This window comes from Cyanobacteria bacterium GSL.Bin1, assembly GCA_009909085.1.
GTDB lineage: Bacteria > Cyanobacteriota > Cyanobacteriia > Cyanobacteriales > Rubidibacteraceae > Halothece.
Genome location: JAAANX010000063.1, coordinates 15,837 through 35,001, shown reverse-complemented (window position 1 = coordinate 35,001; position 19,165 = coordinate 15,837). Strand labels below are relative to the sequence as shown.

At 45.6% G+C, this 19,165-nt stretch carries 19 protein-coding genes and 1 riboswitch; of the genes, 7 read left to right on the top strand and 12 right to left on the bottom strand.

What is annotated here, in order from left to right:
- Positions 1-106 precede the first annotated feature (106 nt).
- From GVY04_07365 to thiC, 4 genes are all read left to right on the top strand, one after another.
- On the top strand, positions 107-952 hold the full coding sequence (locus GVY04_07365; GenBank protein ID NBD15959.1) for a M28 family peptidase: 846 nt from the start codon (positions 107-109) through the stop codon (positions 950-952).
- A gap of 63 nt (positions 953-1,015) precedes the next feature.
- Entirely contained in the window at positions 1,016-2,140 is a 1,125-nt protein-coding gene (locus GVY04_07360) for a quinone-dependent dihydroorotate dehydrogenase (GenBank protein ID NBD15958.1), read from the top strand.
- Between the two features lie 222 nt (positions 2,141-2,362).
- Complete coding sequence (locus GVY04_07355) at positions 2,363-2,503, top strand: hypothetical protein (protein NBD15957.1); 141 nt, start codon at positions 2,363-2,365, stop codon at positions 2,501-2,503.
- Between the two features lie 49 nt (positions 2,504-2,552).
- Positions 2,553-2,651, top strand: a riboswitch (TPP riboswitch).
- 9 nt (positions 2,652-2,660) lie between these two features.
- Complete coding sequence (gene thiC, locus GVY04_07350; GenBank protein NBD15956.1) at positions 2,661-4,037, top strand: phosphomethylpyrimidine synthase; 1,377 nt, start codon at positions 2,661-2,663, stop codon at positions 4,035-4,037.
- Positions 4,038-4,075: 38 nt separating this feature from the next.
- On the opposite strand, the gene GVY04_07345 is transcribed toward thiC, so the two are convergent.
- The 8 genes from GVY04_07345 to GVY04_07310 all read right to left on the bottom strand — a co-directional run bounded on the left by GVY04_07345 (position 4,076) and on the right by GVY04_07310 (position 12,819).
- Positions 4,076-4,765, bottom strand: coding sequence for a 2-C-methyl-D-erythritol 4-phosphate cytidylyltransferase (locus GVY04_07345; protein NBD15955.1), 690 nt, complete (start codon positions 4,763-4,765; stop codon positions 4,076-4,078).
- Between the two features lie 245 nt (positions 4,766-5,010).
- Positions 5,011-6,009, bottom strand: coding sequence for an SIS domain-containing protein (locus GVY04_07340; protein NBD15954.1), 999 nt, complete (start codon positions 6,007-6,009; stop codon positions 5,011-5,013).
- Between the two features lie 141 nt (positions 6,010-6,150).
- The gene (gene lpxB, locus GVY04_07335) at positions 6,151-7,311 is read right to left on the bottom strand and encodes a lipid-A-disaccharide synthase (protein ID NBD15953.1); all 1,161 of its coding nucleotides are present in this window, start codon (positions 7,309-7,311) and stop codon (positions 6,151-6,153) included.
- 11 nt (positions 7,312-7,322) lie between these two features.
- On the bottom strand, positions 7,323-8,120 hold the full coding sequence (gene lpxA / locus GVY04_07330; protein NBD15952.1) for an acyl-ACP--UDP-N-acetylglucosamine O-acyltransferase: 798 nt from the start codon (positions 8,118-8,120) through the stop codon (positions 7,323-7,325).
- A gap of 11 nt (positions 8,121-8,131) precedes the next feature.
- Positions 8,132-8,641 (bottom strand): 3-hydroxyacyl-ACP dehydratase FabZ, encoded by a 510-nt coding sequence (gene fabZ, locus GVY04_07325; GenBank protein ID NBD15951.1) that lies wholly within the window; start codon positions 8,639-8,641, stop codon positions 8,132-8,134.
- 228 nt (positions 8,642-8,869) lie between these two features.
- Positions 8,870-9,706, bottom strand: coding sequence for a UDP-3-O-acyl-N-acetylglucosamine deacetylase (locus GVY04_07320; GenBank protein NBD15950.1), 837 nt, complete (start codon positions 9,704-9,706; stop codon positions 8,870-8,872).
- Between the two features lie 53 nt (positions 9,707-9,759).
- Positions 9,760-11,715, bottom strand: a complete 1,956-nt coding sequence (locus GVY04_07315) for a BamA/TamA family outer membrane protein (GenBank protein NBD15949.1) — start codon at positions 11,713-11,715, stop codon at positions 9,760-9,762.
- A gap of 366 nt (positions 11,716-12,081) precedes the next feature.
- Positions 12,082-12,819, bottom strand: coding sequence for a phosphoribosylaminoimidazolesuccinocarboxamide synthase (locus GVY04_07310; GenBank protein NBD15948.1), 738 nt, complete (start codon positions 12,817-12,819; stop codon positions 12,082-12,084).
- A gap of 84 nt (positions 12,820-12,903) precedes the next feature.
- On the opposite strand from GVY04_07310, the gene GVY04_07305 reads away from it, so the two are divergent.
- Positions 12,904-13,164, top strand: a complete 261-nt coding sequence (locus GVY04_07305) for a hypothetical protein (protein ID NBD15947.1) — start codon at positions 12,904-12,906, stop codon at positions 13,162-13,164.
- Between the two features lie 62 nt (positions 13,165-13,226).
- Complete coding sequence (locus GVY04_07300; protein ID NBD15946.1) at positions 13,227-13,595, top strand: DUF948 domain-containing protein; 369 nt, start codon at positions 13,227-13,229, stop codon at positions 13,593-13,595.
- A 172-nt stretch (positions 13,596-13,767) separates the two neighbouring features.
- Here GVY04_07300 and pap read toward each other — a convergent pair whose 3' ends face one another.
- From pap to GVY04_07280, 4 genes are all read right to left on the bottom strand, one after another.
- Complete coding sequence (gene pap, locus GVY04_07295) at positions 13,768-15,243, bottom strand: polyphosphate:AMP phosphotransferase (protein NBD15945.1); 1,476 nt, start codon at positions 15,241-15,243, stop codon at positions 13,768-13,770.
- A complete protein-coding gene (gene gshA, locus GVY04_07290) occupies positions 15,243-16,394 on the bottom strand; it encodes a glutamate--cysteine ligase (GenBank protein NBD15944.1) in 1,152 nt (383 codons plus the stop codon). Before gshA ends, pap begins: the two co-directional genes overlap by 1 nt.
- A gap of 147 nt (positions 16,395-16,541) precedes the next feature.
- Entirely contained in the window at positions 16,542-17,171 is a 630-nt protein-coding gene (locus tag GVY04_07285; protein ID NBD15943.1) for a pentapeptide repeat-containing protein, read from the bottom strand.
- A 45-nt stretch (positions 17,172-17,216) separates the two neighbouring features.
- Entirely contained in the window at positions 17,217-17,753 is a 537-nt protein-coding gene (locus tag GVY04_07280; GenBank protein ID NBD15942.1) for a pentapeptide repeat-containing protein, read from the bottom strand.
- A 210-nt stretch (positions 17,754-17,963) separates the two neighbouring features.
- Here GVY04_07280 and GVY04_07275 point away from each other — a divergent pair, with 210 nt between their 5' ends.
- The gene (locus tag GVY04_07275) at positions 17,964-19,157 is read left to right on the top strand and encodes an HlyD family efflux transporter periplasmic adaptor subunit (protein ID NBD15941.1); all 1,194 of its coding nucleotides are present in this window, start codon (positions 17,964-17,966) and stop codon (positions 19,155-19,157) included.
- Positions 19,158-19,165: the final 8 nt, after the last annotated feature.

Genomic DNA, 19,165 nt, shown 5'->3' with positions numbered 1-19,165 from the left:
GTCAATAAATTGTGTGGTCTGCTTTACAACATTTGGTCAATCGCTAAATCTATCGTTAGAATGCTCTTAGATTAGGATTAGTTATAATTATATTTAATTCAGATAAATGAGTTTAAAAGCGCGACTGCATGAACATTTAGAACAAATCGTGCGCGATCGGCATCCTTATTTCAGTAGCGGCGGACACTTTTATGTTCAACAATATATTAGTGAGCAATTTCAAAAATGGGGTAGGCTAGAAACCCATGATTTTACTTTTGAAGGGGAAACCCATCATAATTACATTCTGAATTTTCCAGCGACACAACGAACCCAACAACCTCCAATTTTATTAGCCGCCCACTATGATGGTGTTCCGGGAACGCCAGGGGCTGATGATAATGCGACGGGGGTTGCTGTTTTATTAGAATTAATACGAGAATTTGCAGAAAATTCACTTTCAATTCCCCTCAGATTTATTGCGTTTGATTTAGAAGAATATGGGATGGTGGGCAGTGAAATCTATGCCCAAGAATTAAAGCAGAAAAATGAAAAAATTCGTCTCATGTTTTCTTTAGAAATGCTAGGTTACTGTTGTCAAGAAGCGAATTCTCAGCGTTATCCGCCTTTCCTAGAAAAGTTTTATCCCAACGCAGGTAACTTTATTGCTTTTATTGGAAATTTAGGAACAACTCAGGAAACCCGATTTTTCACCCGTCAAATGCGCCATAGTGGAACACCGAGTGAGTGGTTATCCGTTCCGTTCTCAGGAACGATGATTCCGGAAACACGGTTAAGTGATCATTCTCCGTTTTGGGATCAAGGTTATAAAGCAATAATGGTCACAGATACCTCTTTTTTACGGAATCCCCATTACCATCAACCGACTGATACCATTGAAACTTTGGATTTGAATTTTTTAACTGGTGTTTGTGAAGGATTAATCGCTGGATTGAAAGCCTTTTCTCAGTGAAAAGTTTAAGATCGAACGATGATTTTTGAGTTGAATTTAGATCATAAAAATTAAGCAAGGATAATGTATAAGCAGTTGGTTCGTCCGCTTTTATTTTCTGGTTTAAAAGCTGATCCGGAGTGGTTACATAACCACAGTATGAATCTTTTGCAATGGTTAGAAAAAAATCAAGATCAATGGCTAGCACATTTGATTTTGCAACAACTCTCTGCCCAATGTTGTTACTCAGAAAAAAGACTTGCCCAAACTTTGTGGGGCATGACGTTTCCCAACCCCTTAGGTTTAGCGGCGGGCTTTGATAAAAATGGGGTTGCTGCGAGTATTTGGAATTATTTTGGGTTTGGTTATGTTGAGTTGGGAACAGTGACGGAACATCCCCAACCGGGAAATCCACCTCCCCGTTTGTTTCGGTTACTGAAAGATGAAGCTGCCTTAAACCGTATGGGATTTAATAATGAAGGGAGTGAAGCCCTGGCTCAGTGCTTAGCCAAACAGGGCAAAAGAGAGCGGCAACTCCCTTGGGGAATTAATCTCGGGAAATCAAAAGTAACCCCGTTAGAAGAAGCAGCTCAGGACTATTTAACCAGTTTTTTACGATTACAAGAATGGGGGGATTATTTCGTGGTGAATGTCAGTTCTCCGAATACACCCGGACTGCGATCGCTGCAAGATAGTTCTCAACTCAGTTTAATCCTAGAAGCCATCCAAGCCAATAATCCCAACCAAAAACCGATTTTAGTGAAAATCGCACCGGATTTAACCTGGGAGGCGATTCGAGAAGTGCTGACCATTGCTACTCAATATCAATTAGCTGGGATTATTGCTACCAACACGACGATTGCCCGAGAAGGATTGAAAACCAAAGTTTTAGCGAAAACTGGTAATCCGGTAAGTGAGGAAGCGGGCGGGATTAGTGGCAAACCTTTGCGCGATCGCGCCACAGAAATTATCCGCTTTATTTATCGAGAAACTGAAGGTCAACTTCCAATTATGGGGGTTGGAGGAATCTTCACCGCTCATGATGCTTGGGAAAAAATTACCGCTGGCGCAAGTTTATTACAGGTGTACACAGGGTGGATTTATGAAGGACCAATGATGGTGCGGAACGTCCTGACTGGTCTAATCGAAAAACTCAACGAACATCAACTCGACACTTTATCAGCAGCAGTCGGAATAAATAATCGGTAAAGTTTACGAATCCAACTCTCGTTGTATGGCATACGGAACCGAAAAACACGATTTTCAATGACGCCCTTGCTACAGGTGAAAATGTGAGCCAGAAAAGGCGATTAAGACATCAGGGAAATGTCCTGATTTTATATCACTTTGTTTACACAAATTAATCAATCATTAAAATGATTTAAGTCATATTTTATAATGATCTTATGTTTTTATCTATGTTTTGTGATTATGTTTCAGAATTTTGTCAATTCTTTAATTGCTTTCTCTGTTCTTGGCTTGCTGATCATCATTGCCCTCTCTTTTGGTGTCTTGACTTTTAATCGAGACGATGACCTTGATGATTTAGATTTTAATAAACAGCAAGCATAAATTTTTAACAGATTGGTAACGATCGCGCAACTACGTATGCTAGGATTTGCGAATAAGCTGGGGGTGCCTGGGCTGAAACAGGCTGAGATTACACCCCGAGAACCTGAGATCGGCTAGCACCGACGTAGGGAAGCTGTGATTCAAGGAAAAATACAATATGCGAAGTGAATGGATCGCCCAACGGCGGGGACAAAGTAATGTTAGTCAAATGCACTACGCCCGCCAAGGGAAAATTACCGAAGAGATGCACCATGTCGCGCAGCGAGAAAATATCTCGCCAGAGTTAATTCGGGATGAGGTTGCTCGCGGACGGATGATTATTCCGGCGAATATTAATCATCCGAATCTAGAACCAATGGCAATTGGGATTGCCTCCAAATGTAAAGTGAACGCCAACATTGGCGCTTCTCCCAACTCTTCTAACATTGAGGAAGAAGTGGATAAGTTGAAACTGGCTGTTAAGTATGGTGCAGATACAGTGATGGACTTATCGACTGGTGGGGGAAACCTTGATGAAATTCGTAGCGCCATTATTCAAGCGTCATCCGTTCCCATTGGCACAGTGCCCGTGTACCAGACCTTAGAAAGCGTTCATGGTAATATCGAGAACCTCACTGCTGATGATTTTCTGCACGTAATTGAAAAACATGCCCAGCAAGGGGTAGATTACCAAACGATTCACGCCGGATTACTGATTGAGTATCTCCCTCTCGTGAAAAATCGGATTACGGGAATTGTTTCTCGCGGTGGCGGCATTATCGCCAAGTGGATGTTGCACCATCATCAGCAAAATCCTCTCTATACCCATTTCGACGACATCATTGAAATTTTCAAGAAATATGATGTGTCCTTTAGTTTAGGGGATTCTCTCCGTCCCGGTTGTACTCATGATGCAACGGATGAAGCGCAATTATCGGAATTGAAGACCCTTGGAGAACTCACGCGCCGCGCTTGGGAACATGATGTACAAGTGATGGTGGAAGGTCCGGGTCACGTACCGATGGATCAAATTGAGTACAATGTCAAAAAACAGATGGAAGAGTGCAGCGAAGCACCGTTCTATGTGTTAGGACCTCTGGTCACCGATATTGCACCAGGCTATGATCATATTACCTCTGCAATTGGCGCTGCGATGGCCGGTTGGTATGGCACTGCCATGCTGTGCTATGTGACGCCAAAAGAGCATTTAGGGTTGCCGAATGCTGAGGATGTCCGGGAAGGGCTGATTGCTTATAAAATTGCGGCTCACGCGGCAGATATGGCCCGTCATCGTCAAGGAGCGCGCGATCGCGATGACCAACTCTCCGAAGCCCGGTATAATTTCGACTGGAATCGTCAATTTGAACTCTCTTTAGACCCTGATCGCGCCAGAGAATACCATGACGAAACCTTACCGGCTGATATTTACAAAACGGCTGAATTCTGCTCCATGTGTGGACCGAAATTCTGCCCAATGCAGACAAAAGTCGATGCAGATGCACTCACCGAATTAGAAAAATTCTTGGCGAAAGAAGAAGCAGTGAGCCAAAGCTAAGTTGAGCTGCTAAGTAGGGGAAAAGGGTTTACCCTCCCCTACGCCTCACCTGATCGTTGAAGTAAGATAAATTCAGCTAACTGCAAATCGAATTTCGTGGTTAACTTCAGATTCGTTTCTTCTCCTTCCACAATTTTCACGGGGAGTTGACATCGTTCAAATAGCGCAGCATCATCGGTCACTTGCCAACCCAATACTTTGCCTTTGCGATGACAGGACTTGAGCAATTCTACTTGAAACCCCTGTGGCGTTTGCGCGGCCCACATTTGGCGTCGCTCTGGGGTATCTTTAACAAAGCCCGTTTCATCGACAACCTTAATTGTATCTTTCACGGGAACTGCCGCAATTAATCCTTGACAGGTGCTGAGAGCTTCACTACACCGGTCAAATAATTCCCGCGTTACCAAACATCTCGCCCCATCGTGGATTAACACTTCCGTTGCGCCTTCTGGGAGGGCATCCAAACCATTACAGACTGACTCTTGACGCGTTTTTCCGCCTTCAATAAAAACCACAGGCGTTGCCAAATTTAAATCATCTAAAATGGCTTGAAAGTCAGGAAAATCAAAAGCTTGACCCACAATCCCAATCCATTTAATTGCTGTTGAAGCCTCTGCTGCCAAGATCGTCCACGCCAGCAAGGGTTTTCCCAGTAAAGGTAATAATAACTTATTGCGATCGCTGCCCATTCGTTGTCCCCGTCCTGCAGCAGGGATTAATAGGTGCATTCAAGACTCCTCTTTGATCTCTGAGAGTGTCCTTCACTATATCACAAACACTAAGACCGCTCATTAGTTCAACACCTTGATACCTAGACTGGCTATTGATAATGACGCGATCGCGCCACGAAACCTTTTGTACTGAGGAAAGTTTGTCAGTGCCCTCTTCTACACAGCAGGTGCCTCACTAAACGGGAGGTGTATTCTGTGACTGCATGGATTAATAAAATACTTCAAGGTTTATACACTACGTTTTACAACTGAAACCCAAGCATGGCGGACTTCCACGGCTCTCTATCTGTACGAATTGTGTCGGGATTTGACCCCACTTGTTCGGCCACTTGGTTCACAATTCGCTGTAATGGTATGATATCGACCAACGGCTTCACAGAACTCGCTACATTCGGAATCTTGATATCACCATTATTTCCAATCGTCCAACAGTCAGTACCAAGCTGTCGCATTAGATGACATAACGTTTCAGTCCGTCCACCATCGTTGATATTGGGTTGAATGATTAGGGCACACAGTGAGCTATCGTAAGAGGCAGGAGGTCCATGTAACGCGAATTCTGTTGTCAGACTCTCAGCCCACTTATACGTTCCTTCTTTCAGTTTGAGCGCCGCTTCGTCGGCTGTAATTGCGTCAGTACCAAAGCCAACAATAAGTAGACGCTCATGTTCACACACAGAGTCGATTATCATTGCCGGGAGATCAACTGCAAGGGTGTGTTTAATTGATTCCCCAACATGCTGAAGGTCATCTAATAGGCTAGCACCAGTGCTGCCAAGAGAGTTTGACACGAGTTGACCAAGGACGACTAGTGCGGATGTGTAGGAAACAGTATGGGTTGATACTGCATCTGGTGAACAAGTGCGAAGGACTTCATCAGAATCTGGAGTGACTTCTGAATCAGCAGTAATAACGATTGTTCGTGCCCCAACTGCTTTCGCTCGACGTAAGGCTTCATTAGTAAACCGCTTCGTACCGCGATGACTGACCACTACAAGTTGCATCCTCGAATCGATTGCATGATGTAGGGCAAAGTAATGAGCTTCTACAGCACGCACATCGCAGGAATCACTACTGAACGTGCAAAACCACCACTCGGCGATCCGACAGGCGTGCAAGGATGTACCGATTCCCACTAATCGGATGGGATGCTGTAGCGAAAGTTTGACCGTGTGAACCGAGTGAGATAATCGATTGACTTCATTCGCTTGACGAGCGATTTCCTTAGCAAGTGTGAACACGAAAACCTCCTTGTTTACAAAGTATACCCCTGCTGATTTCTAATCCTCTGCAAATGTCCCTCAAATCGCTAAAATTATTATACTGTAAGCATTTTAGCTACCATTTTTCCCATTTCCTTCCACCTATCTAAGACTTTGTCATCACATCAAAAGCGACAGAATTTTTTGGGCAGCGCGATCGCGCACCCCCACTTCTCCTAATCCCTCTCGCACCCGCTGATATCCCTCTCGCATGCTCTCTCGTTTTGAAGGTTCGCTTAGTAACGCGATCGCTTCTGTAACCACCCGAGAAGCCGTTGCTTCTTCTTGCAATAATTCAGGAACAATCGGTTCGTTAACCACTAAATTAGTGGGAGAAATAAACGGGACGGAAAAGTTTAAAAAGCGTCGTCCTAACCACATTGTTAGTGGATTTACGCGATACAAAACCACTTGTGGAACATTGAGTAGCGCTAGTTCTAAATTGACGGTTCCGGACTTGGCAATGGCTAAATCAGCTGCCGCGATCGCGCTGAGCGTATCTTCTACAATCACTTCCACTGCCAACTGATAGCGTGCAAGTGCGGCTTGAATCGTACTCAAAAATTCGGGATTAGAAAGCGGCAATAAAAACTTGACATGGGGTAATTTTTCCTGTAGAGCTACTGCTGCTTCTAAAATTACCGGTAACAAATACTGAATTTCTTGCTGACGAGACGCCGGAATCAGAGTAATAAGGGTTTCTTCTTCCTCAAAATCGAGTTTTTGTCGCGCTTGAGACCGAGTTGGGGCATTTGCCATTCGATCTAACAAGGGATGTCCCACCCAAGTAACCTTTACTCCTTTTGCGGCAAAAAATCGAGCCTCCTCTGGAAAAACGGCCAGTAAGCGATCACTAACGTTGGCAATTGCCTTGGCATCCTGAGGAAAGGGGGACCAAACCCAGGCTTGCGGAGCAATATAATAAACAATCGGCAACTGGGGGAGATGTTTCCGGACATAATTGCCAATGGCAAGATTAGGACCCATATAATCAATTAAAACTAAAACATCTGGCGACGACTCTCGCAAAAACTGCTTGGCACGTCGTTGTACCTTAAGCGTTGGCAGCACAAACGGCAGCGATTCTAAAATCCCCACTGAGCCAATATTGGTTGTATTCCCCAATAAAGTTGCCCCGGCGCTTGCCATGCGTCCTCCTCCTAAGGCAACCACCTCTAATGGCAATTGTTTAGTCTTGGCTTGCCGATAAAGGGCTTCCACTAACAACGCCCCTTGTAAATCACCAGAGACTTCTCCCGTGCTAATAAATACCTTTGGCATAACCGTTTGCCCTATCCTCCTTGAGGCGTTAACCCGCGACGGTTACTACTCCGAGACGCTTTGACAAAGTGATATAAATGTTGTAGAGCTTCTGAATCAGAGAGACATTCGAGTTGCACTAACGCTTCTTCTAAGCGATAACTGGAACGATATAACAGACGAAACGCTTTTTTGAGTTGGGCAATGTCTTCGCCAGTGTAACCGCGTCGTTTCAGACCAATCAAATTCAGGGAGCGTACCCGGGCAGGATTGCCTGCAACTAAGGTATAGGGAGGAACATCGCGATCAATCCGACTCATTCCTCCTATCATTGCCAATTTACCGATGTGAACAAATTGATGGATTCCTAATACCCCACCAATGGTTGCTTTTTCCTCAATGTGAACATGACCGGCGAGGGCGACATTATTGGCAATGACAACTTCATTCCCGATGACACAATTATGAGCCACATGAACACAAGCCATGAGTAAAGTATGATTGCCAATTTCTGTAATTTCTCCTTCATCAGTCGCCCGGTTAATCGTGACATACTCGCGGATGAGATTATCATCGCCAATTTTCACCCAACTGTTTGCCCCTTGATATTTCAAATCTTGGGGTTCTAAGCCAATGACCGCCCCAGGAAAAATACGGTTATTGGCTCCAATTTCTGTGGGTCCTTCAATCACGACATGAGAACCAATGGTAGTCTGAGAACCAATTTTGACGTTGTCTCCAATGACTGCATAAGCCCCAATTTGGACGTTTGGGGCGATCTCGGCTCGATCAGAAATCACAGCAGTGGGATGAATTAATGATGTACCCACAAAACCTCTCCTTACTCGAACAAGGAAAACAGCATGACTCCTTCGGCAGCCACTTGGTTATCAACCGTCGCGCGTCCTTGCATTTTGCCAAACCCTCGCTTGAAAGATAATAACTCAACACTCATGATGAGTTGGTCGCCAGGGACAACGGGACGACGGAAGCGGATTTTATCAATCCCAGCAAACGCGAAAAAACTGCCTTCGACACTGGGAAGTTGAGTCAACACGACTCCCCCCACTTGTGCCATGGCTTCGACGATTAAAACACCAGGCATAATGGGACGATTGGGAATATGTCCTTGAAAATGAGGTTCGTTGAACGTCACATTTTTCAGTCCGACCGCACTTTCACCAGGAACATAATCAATAATGCGGTCAACCAGTGCAAACGGATAGCGGTGAGGCAGTAGCTTTTGAATTTCCTCAACCGTATAAACAGTTTTCTCTACTTCTGAGGCAGAATTGGAAGCGTTATCAGAAGTAGATGCGAGATGAGTGGGTTCGGAAGTTACTGAAGACATAAGTCGTGTTTACAAAAATTTAGATTTACGGGTGAAATGGTTTTGGCGCCAGTGTGACGCTTTGCCAGGAGAACGTCTAATTTCTGAGAAAATCCGGATTGAGACAAGTAATATGGTGAAGCAACCCAGAACTAGCGCCCTCAGAATAACGCACTTTTTAAGTTAATTTTAAGGGGTTAGGGGGTCATTTCATTTATTCGTCAGCAGTTACCCAGCATAAACAATGAGCTATTCATTGTGATGTTCGGTGATGAGCTTTGCCAGACGAATATGTAAACGATGACTGGCTTTATAGGCCACGATATGGGCTTGGGGAAGCGTTCCCAGGAGGCTTAAATCACCCACTAAATCTAACAGTTTATGACGAACGGGTTCATTTGCAAAGCGTAAAGGCGGATTTAACCAACCCTCTTGATTACAAACTAAGGCATTGTCTAAACTGCCTCCTTTAATCAGTCCGGCTTGGCGCAAGGCATCTATTTGCTCAGCGAGGACAAACGTTCTTGCCGGCGCGATCGCGCTTTGATAGGCTTCTTGTTGTGCTTCCCAACTGTACCATTGCTGACCAATTACGGGCACGGGAAAATCAATGCCATAACTGAGGCGAGTGGTCGTTGCTGGGAAAGCAGCAACGACGGCGTCTTCCTCTTGCACACAAATCGGACGAGTCACTTGAATTGCTGATTTTTGAGGCACTTGACAACTCACTCGCTCTACTTGTTGGAGTGCGGCGACCCACTCTTGTGCTGAGCCATCTAGTAAAGGCAATTCGGGACCATCTACTTCAATTCTGGCATTATCAATCCCCTGACCCACTAGTGCCGATAATAAGTGTTCCACTGTGCGTACCGTCGCTTCTCCCTTGGCTAATTCCGTTGACATTTGAGTTTGACTGACTGCCATCACGGTTGCTGGAATGATCGGTTGTTCTGCTAAATCAGTGCGGACAAAGTAGCGCCCTTCATCTGCTGCTGCAGGTTGAACGGCTACCGTGACAGTTTGCCCTGAGTGTAGCCCGACCCCTGTTAGCGTAAAAGATTGCGCGATCGTTTGTTGGTTTGTCATTAGTCATTAGTCATTAGTCATTGGTCATTGGTCATTAGTCACGAGTGACTGACCTAAAAGCGTTCCCCAATACCGAAATGAATCCGACTGTCTCCCTCGTCATTAAGTCCAAAATCAATCCGAATCGGTCCTAATGGTGATTGCACCCGCACCCCAAGACCGTAACCAAAACCACTTCCAGGTTTATCGCGCACTTCTGCCGGTTCTCCAGGGACATCGTCGCCGGTTCCTAAATCACTTCCCACATCCACAAAAAGGGCACCGCCAACAATAGCAAAAATGGGAAAACGGTATTCGGCTGTAGCTTGCACAAAGCTGCGTCCCGCACCGACATCGCCAAAGTCATAGCCTCGCACCGAATTTGTTCCCCCCAGGGAGAAGGCTTCATAAGGCGGTAAATCGCCAAAGACAGTTCCCGCTTGCAAATTAAAGGCAAGAGTTTCTCCCCCCTCTTCTGAAAAGTTGGTGATGTCTACGGGAATAAAATAACTATAACTGCCTCGCACCCGATTAAACAGAATATTGCCCGAACCCAAGGGAACAGATTGATCCACCCCAAAGCGTAAGACAGAGCCATCAGTCGGTTGACGGGGATTGTTGCGACGATCGCGCACCGCATCCAATTCCAGCAAAAAGAGGTCATCTTCGCCACTGTCATCAAACGCCAGTTGATTGCCGAACTCGTCTTCTGGAGAAATTTCACCATCAGCATCTTTGATTTGGACGCGGTTATATTCCAATCCTGCCGAAAGCGTCCAATCTGGACGAGTAAACGGATCGGGCGCAAGGGGGCGGCTAAAAGTAACCCCGCCTCCGGTTCTCACTACTCGGGGATTATCCCCATTAGGTAAATCAATGTCAATTTCTCCGCCGTCAAAAATCACAGAACGAGAACGGCGACGGAACAAATCAACAGCGTAGGATGTGCGATTGGGATCACCTGCAATCCACGGATCAACAAAACGGGTATTAAACAGGAGTGTTCGTCCACCTGCTTGGACTTCCGCAGATAACTTTTGATTATTTCCACCTAAATTTTGTTCTTGGTAGCTCACGGTTCCAAACAGACCACTGTCAGAACTGATCCCTGCACCAGCCCCAATCGAACCGGTATTCCCTTCCACAACTTCAAAATTCAAAACCACTTTCCGGGGATCATCACCGGGCGTAAAGGAGAGACTAGCATCCTCAAAAATACCTAAGCCAAAAATGCGTTCTAAGTCAGCGCGAGCCGTTTCCCGTTCAAACACATCTCCTTGGGATAATTCGACTTCTCGGGTGACAATAAAATCGCGGGTTCGTCCTTCAATTTCGTTGCCATCTTCATCAAAAGTTGTGACCTGAATTTTTTCAATGACCCCTTCCGCAACGTTTAAGGTGACTACGCCATCAGGAGAAATTTCCGGAGAACCGACCACTTGTGCTAAATCATAACCGTTGTCTTGATACCACTGATTCAGTTCTTCAATATTCCGTTGGAGTTCTTGCAGGTTCAGAATCTCTCCGTACTGTTCACTGAAAATGTCATTAACGACCGACTCCGGTAGGACTCGCGTTTCTGCATCTTCCGGAACCGTGCTTACTTGTACCTCTTCTAAAACTGGATTCGGTTCAACAATAAATGTGATCTTTACTCCCAAGGGGGTATCTTCGGGAACCACTCTCACATTGCGGAAGAAACCGGTTGCAAAAAGGGCATTGACATCTTCTTGTAGCTGCGATCGCGTGGTCAAGCGCCCCGGTTGCACATTCGTGGTTTCAAAGATGATATCTGCTAAGCGTCCTTCTACGCCTTCCACATCGACTTCCACAATCAGGACTTGCGGTTCTTCTTGTTGAGAAGAAGGAGCTTCAGGAGAAGGGTCAACACCTTCTGGCGCGAAGTCCTCCGGTTCCGTGACGGGTGACTCCTCTGGGGAAGAAGGAGTTTCCGGAGAGGGATCCACATTGTCTTCGGGGGCGAAATCCTCCGGTTCGGTCACAGGCGCTTCTTCTGGGGCAGTCGGCATTTCTAGAGAAGGATCCGCGTCTTCGGGGGCGAAATCCTCCGGTTCCATGACGGGTGACTCCTCTGGGGCAGTCGGCATTTCTAGAGAAGGGTCTAAATTATCTTCTGGGGCGAAATCCTCCGGTTCCGTGACGGGTGACTCCTCTGGGGCAGTCGGCGTGTCCGGAGAAGGATCTAAATTATCTTCTGGCTCAAGAGTTTCCGATTCTGCCTCTGTGGCTGTTTGAGCAACAACGGTCTCCTGTGAGTAAATGACAGAGAAAAGAAAGGCTGTTGCCACCACAGGGTAAAGGCGAGAGATTTTGAAATTTTTTAACACGTCCACACACCAAATTTGTTATTGACTACTTGCAATATTAGTTATTTTTTATTCGCTATTTGTCAATTGAATTTGTGACAATATTCGCTTTTGCACCTCCTGATAAGCAGTTTCGACACTGCCTAAATCTTTCCGAAAGCGATCTTTGTCCATAACCCGGGCTTCGGGATCATCGGTTTGGGCTTGATCCCAAAGCCGGCAGGTATCCGGACTGATTTCATCAGCCAGAAGTAAGTTTTGATTAGCATCCAAACCAAATTCTAATTTGAAGTCCACTAGGGTAATCTGACAATTGCCAAAAAAAGTTTTTAGGTGAGTATTAATCGCGAGGGCTTTGCTTTGCAACTGTTCCAATTGATTGAGACTCGCAAGGTTCAAGATTAAAACGCGATCGCGCGTGAGTAAGGGGTCGCCTAACTCGTCTTTTTTGTAATAGAATTCGACTAAGGGAAAGGGTAAAATTGTTCCTTCTTCCAATCCCGTTTGTCGGCACAAACTTCCGGCAGCAATGTTACGCACAACGACTTCTAAAGGCAAAATGGTCACGGCTTTGACCCGCATTTGGTTCGGCGCAATTTGATCAATATAGTGAGTGGCAATTCCCTGCTGTTCAAGGAGAGTAAATAAGGCCGCGCTAATGCGACAATTGATTTGGCCTTTTTGCGCGATCGTCCCTTTTTTTTGGGCATTAAATGCCGTTGCATCGTCTTTGAAGTGCGTTAATAAAATTTGTGGGTCATCTGTTGGATAGATGATTTTTGCTTTTCCTTCGTATAGCTTTTCCATTTGGGAAATTTATTTTATTGTTAGAAGTAAACTGTCAGTAGATTTAAGGAATCGTTACAATATATCTGAGGAATCGTTAATAGTATGCCAGAATCTAACCCGAGCAAAGATGAATTTCTTTACCCCCATTATTCCTATCGGGGGAAAGCCTACCCCAAAAATATTGTCTTTAACGCGAATTTACAGGAGTTTGCTCAGAAGATAAACTACATCTGTAATTTAGAAACCAATGGTAAAATCAGCTCCGAAGAAGCTTATCACCAAATTAAGGACTTATGGAAAGGATTAAAATCCTCTCGTCAAGGATTAGGAATGGATGAAACTCCTGATGATTCTGATGGTTGATGGATTCCCTACTATAACATCACTTTTTAGTCGTACAATGCAACGATAATCGAAAATAGAGCATGAGCGATCCGATATTGTGGCTAGCGTTGTCCCTGTTTCTCGTTGCGATTAGTCTGACTGCTGTGCTTGTTGCGGCATTTCCTGCTTTTCTGGAACTAGCGCGAGTCGCTCGCAGTGCAGAAAAATTGTTTGATACGTTAGAAAAAGAACTCCCGTCAACCTTAGAAGCCATTCGTCTCACAGGCGAAGAAGTGACGGAACTGACTAATGAAGTGAATACAGGGGTAAAAAGCGCCTCCCAAGTCGCTAAACAGCTTGATCGCGGTGTGATAACGGCTAAAAATCAAGCCCAAGGCGTGAGAAAGCAAACCCGAGGGGTGATTACTGGGGTAAAAGTAGCTTGGAAAACTTGGCGCGGTACAGAGTAGTCGTCCATTAGTTTTTAAATGGTGGGTTTTGGTCGGACAAGCAAGGGGTTTTAAGTGGCTGGTTAGACTAATCCTAGCCCATAAAAAAAAGGGAAACCAAGAGCGCAATCTGGCGGTAAAATGAGTCTAAGTGAAAATTCACCAATCACTTCATTAGAGATTATTGTGAAGTTTAGGAAATCAGTTTCTCTTCAATGGCATTGGTTAAGGTTTCAATTACTTTTACTCGTGCATAATATTTATCGTTAGCCGGAATGATTGTCCAGGGTGCTGCGGTTTCTGTGTGGGCAATCATTTGATTGACTGCCACTTCGTACAAATCCCATTTTTCTCGATTGCGCCAGTCTTCAGCGGTAATTTTGTGTTGCTTAAACGGATCAACTTGGCGTTTCTGAAAGCGTTTTAATTGTTCATCAGGGTCAATCTGTAACCAAAACTTGAGCAAGATATAGCCTCGATTGACTAACTGGGTTTCAAATTCGTTGATTTCATCATAAGCCTGCTGCCATTCGATTTCACTGGCAAAGCCTTCTACTCGTTCCACTAAAACTCGTCCATACCAACTGCGATCAAAAATGCCAATGGTTCCCGCAGGAGGCAGTTTTCGCCAAAATCGCCAGAGGTAATGATGGGCTTTTTCTTCGTCTGTGGGGGCAGCAAAGGGATGCACCTGATAACTGCGCGGATCGAGGACTTCAGTTAAGCGTTTAATTGCCCCGCCTTTACCGGCAGCATCCCATCCTTCAAACAGGAGTAACACGGGAAGCTTATTTTCATAAATACTGCGCTGTAATTTTCGCAGTTCAATTTGTTGGTGCTTCAGTTGCTTTTTATATTTTTTCTTCGCTAAACTCCGAGTGAGATCAACTGCGGAGAGATAATGAGGAGTTTCTGTGGCTGGAATAATTTCGGGAAGGGAAAGGGGAAGGGTAACGGATTGATGTTCTAATAATAAAGCCAATTGATCCACAATGTGGCTGAGCAATTGCACACGCGCCCAGCGTTTACAGTCTCCAGCAATGAGCGTCCAAGGCACCCAATTGGTATTGGTGTGGCTGATCATCTCTTCTGCCAGCGCAGTATATTCTTTATAGTATTTGTGTTGCTGCCAATCTTCCGGGCGGACGCGCCAGGCGTCAAGGGGATCGTTAGCGTATTTTTTCAGACGTTTTTTCAGTTCTTTTTTGCTGAGATGAATCCAAAACTTTGCAATTCCCACGCGATCGCGCTTTAGTTCTCTTTCAAAGCCATTAATCGCTTCGAGGCGCGGATAAACCTGTTCTGGCGGAACTTTTTGCAGTAAGCGGTCTTCCAAAACATGGGTGTACCAGCTGTGGTAGAACAGTGCAACGTTCCCTTGTGCCGGTAAGCATTGCCAAAAGCGCCACAAAAAGGGATATTTTTCTTCTTCTGGTGTTGGTGCAACAATCGGGTGGAGGGCAAAGCCGCGCGGATCCATACAGGTGGCGAGTTTTTTTACCATCGTTCCTTTCCCGGCTGCTGCCCAACCTTCCAAAACAATAATGAGAGTTAGGCGCTGTTGCCAGCATTTAGTATGCAGCGATCGCAGCTGGTACATGAGAGAATCCATTTTCTCCCGATACTCAGCGCGATCTAAAGAGAGAGATAAATCCAGTCGATTTAACATTAGACAGCAAGGGGTTGACAAATTTTATCTTCTAATTCGGCTTCTTCGTGTGCCATTTTACGGATGCCTTCAGTGACAATATCAGTGACACTAGTGCCTTTTTCGTACTCTCGTAACCATTGTTGAGCGGTATTCCCGTCCCGTAAAATTTTCTGAACCGGCGAGAGGAAACAGCTAAATCCTTTGGCTTTGGCGATGGGATGCACTTGGCGATAAATCTCTTTGATCCAATCTTCGACAATGATCGGTCGTCCATCTTGCCAGTGGCGAACTTCGGCAGCTAAGCTTTTACGGGCAACTGCTTGTTCATTTTCATACGCGATCGCCACTAAATCTTCAGCCCGACTCTGGGCGGGTAGCTGACTTTGCTGCAAGGGATCTAAATCTGGCGTCAGTAACATCTGGGTTAAACGGGCTTCCAGAAGCGCCGTCACCGAGAGTAGCGCGATCGGATCAACGATCAAATCACAAATCCGTAACTCCAATCGATTCAGGTTATAGGGACGGTGTTCCCCATTCGGGCGCACCGATAACCAGAGGTGACGAACGTTTTGCATCGTTCCCTGATCCAACTGTTGATTCACCCAACGGATATGATGCGCATGATCTTCAAATAAAGGCACATAAGCAGGGGTTTGCGGAAACACTGCCCAACGCGTGGAGTGATACCCTGTGGGTTGACCATCCAGAAAGGGCGAAGAAGCACTGAGTGCTAGGTACAAAGGAGCTTCCAAGCGAATCAGGCGACAAGCCTGCATCAGTTTTTCGGTGTCTTCAAACCCAACATTAATGTGAATGCTTGCCGTAACCACTTTCGTCCCATAAGTCTTTTCAATATACTCATGGTAAGGATTTTGTGGATCCGAGCGATAAAAGCGATCGCTGCCGCCTAATGCTAAAGTGCTACCGGGAATCAGTGTATAATCTCCCTGTTTTTTTAGATAGTGGCGTAACTGCACCCGGGGACGCACTAAGGCACATAAGAGCCGATCATAACAGCACAAAGGAGCCGTTGTATATTCGACATTCCGAGTGTCTGGTTCACGGACAAATCCCTGTAAATCTCTTACAATCCGATCTGAAAGACCGACAATGGTTCCATCCGGTCTGCCCGTGTACATTTCAACTTCAAAGCCTTTGCAGAGTAGCACAATTTTTCCTCGCTCACTGGAACTCAGACTCTATCTTAACGTTTTAACTCGTAGGCTTTCTGAGCAAGCTGAGGCGATTTGCTATCTCTAGTTACATTGAAATGGTTACTAGAATTTGACCTGGCACCAACGATGAAAATAAAGGATTCAAACCACCATATTTTTAAGAGTAGAATCGGCTTGAGTGATATCGACTCCTTGTAAATTGGTTCCTTTCAAATTGGCATCGATGAGAAGAGCATGATACAAATTAGCTTCCTCTAAATTAGCACCCACTAGATTAGCGCTGCTCAAGTTCCCATTGCTCAAATCTGCTGCGACCAAACTCGCACGGCTTAAATTCGCCCCAGCTAAATTGGTGTTTTGAAATTGAGCTTCACTGAGGATGGCACCCGAAAAGTTAGCCCCACTTAAGATTCCTGCTCTAAAATTGACTCTCCTCAAATTGGCACCGCTGAGATTAGCCCCATTTGAGCGAATCCCTGCCAAGTTAGCTTCGCTCGCTCTTACGCCGCTAAAGTTTGCCCCAATTGACTCGGCACTGCTTAAGTTGGCTGCCCTTAAGTCAGCCCCGCTGAGATTGGCACCAATCAGGTTCGCTTCACTGAGATCGGCGTTGGCGAGATTAGCACCACTGAGGTTAGCTCCCACCAAGTTTGCTCCTTTCAAAATAATATTAGGAAGATCAACTCGATAGAGATTAATGCCTGTGAGGTCAATATTTTGGAAATTGCGCTCACCGGCACTGTATTGCTGGAGTAGGTCGTTGCTGTTCATTCGCTTTAACTGAAATATAATACTCTCAAAATTTAGGATCTCGAATCAACTCATTTTTGCCCCCTGAAGCTGACCTTCGGGTAAGATTGCTCCGTTAAGATTAGCTTCTCGTAAATTGGTGCGCCTGAGATTGGCTTCCCTGAGATCGGCTCCTTGTAAGTCAGCGCCATAAAGATTGGCTCCGCGCAAATCTGCGTTTTGCAGGTTAGCTTGCCCTAAATTAGCTCCAGCAAGGAGGGATCCTTGGAGGCTCGCCCCTGAAAAATTAACGTTTGTCATCAGTGTTCCCGTTAAAACGGCTTCGCCGAGATTGGCTTGGGCTAAATTCGCGTCTTGTAAGTTAGCTCCACTTAAGTTAGCAACAATCAAAATTGCACCTTGCAAATCAGCTTGGCTCAAATCTGCCATGACTAAAAAAGCCCCACTCAAATTAGCCCCTTGCAAATTTACTCCTTGTAAATTCGCTCGGATGAAGTTGCTGCCACTTAATTTGGTGTGGGCTAAATTCACACCACTGAGATTGACTTTACTAAAGTCTCTTTTGCCCTGAGCATAACGTCGTAGTAGATCCTCGCGTTCCATACGCCTGACCTCTGTCGTTAGATTGCTACTTTTTGCAAGGTCTTGTCCTTGAAATGAGAGTGGAGAAGTAGAAGATTGAGCGGATTTTAAGCAAGTGATAAGACTTGATAAGCAGCGTTCTGAATTACCTTTACTCTAACCTAGAATCAAAGTAGATTATTTCAGTTGTAAACAAAGTCAACACCAGCGTAACGGAGAGGGTTGGCTTCTATGATTAATTTCCTTCATCCCAAGTCTTTAACTCGTCCTTGGCTCATGGGAACGGCCATTGCCTTATTCATGGGTTCTGTCGGAACTTATCTCATTGTGTCCCAAATTCAAGGGAATGATCCGTCGCCGGAAACAACAACTGTGGTGAGTGCTCCCCAAACTGTGACGGCTCTTGGTCGGATCGAACCCCAAGGAGAAGTCATTAAACTTTCGGTGGCAAATGCCCAAGATAGTCGCGTCAACCAACTCAAAGTTGAAGAAGGCGAGTGGGTAGAAGCTGGACAAATGATTGCGATCTTGCAGGGGTTGGATCAAAAGCAGGCTGAGTTAGCCCAAGCCCAGCAGAACGTGAAGATTTATCAAGCTAGACTCGCGCAAGTGGAAGCAGGGGAGGCGAAACTGGCTGAGATTGCAGCGCAAGAAGCTGTGATTAACCAACTGAAGGCACAACTTCGCACCGAAACCCGGGAGCGAGAAGCCGAGATTGCCAGCGTTCAAGCGGAGTTACGCAATGCCAAACAAAACTATCAACGATATCAGATGCTGCATCAAGAAGGGGCAGTGGATACAGCTGCCCGTGATGATCGCCGTGAAACCTTTGAGACCACTCAGGCTGCGTTGCAAGAAGCGCAAGCGCATTTAGAAACCACCCGCTTAACGTTGCAAGAACGGATTCGACAAGAGGAAGCGTTATTGAAAACGCTAAAAGAAGTGCGTCCGGTGGATCGGGAAGAAGCCCAAGCAGAACTTGCCCACGCGATCGCGCAAGTGAAACGGATTGAATCAGAATTAGAAGATTTCTATGTCCGAGTGCCCATTGCCGGACAAATTTTGAAGATTAATACCCGTGTCGGTGAGCAAGTCAATACCAGTGAAGGGATTGTCGAGTTAGGACAGACCAACCAAATGTACGCGATCGCGGAAGTGTACGAAACCGATGTTAACTTGGTACAGCCGGGACAACGGGTGACCATTGTTAGTGAATATGGAGGCTTTACGGGAGAAATTCACGGGACAGTGGATCAGGTGGGGAGGCAGATTAAGAAGCAAGACGTGATTGATGCCGATCCGGCTGCCGATCAAGATGCGCGAGTGGTGGAAGTGGAAGTGCGCATTGACCCAGAAGATAACGAGAAAGTGGCCGGTTTGACCAATTTACAAGTCCGCATCACGATTGATGTTGAAAACGAGTGAGGTGAACC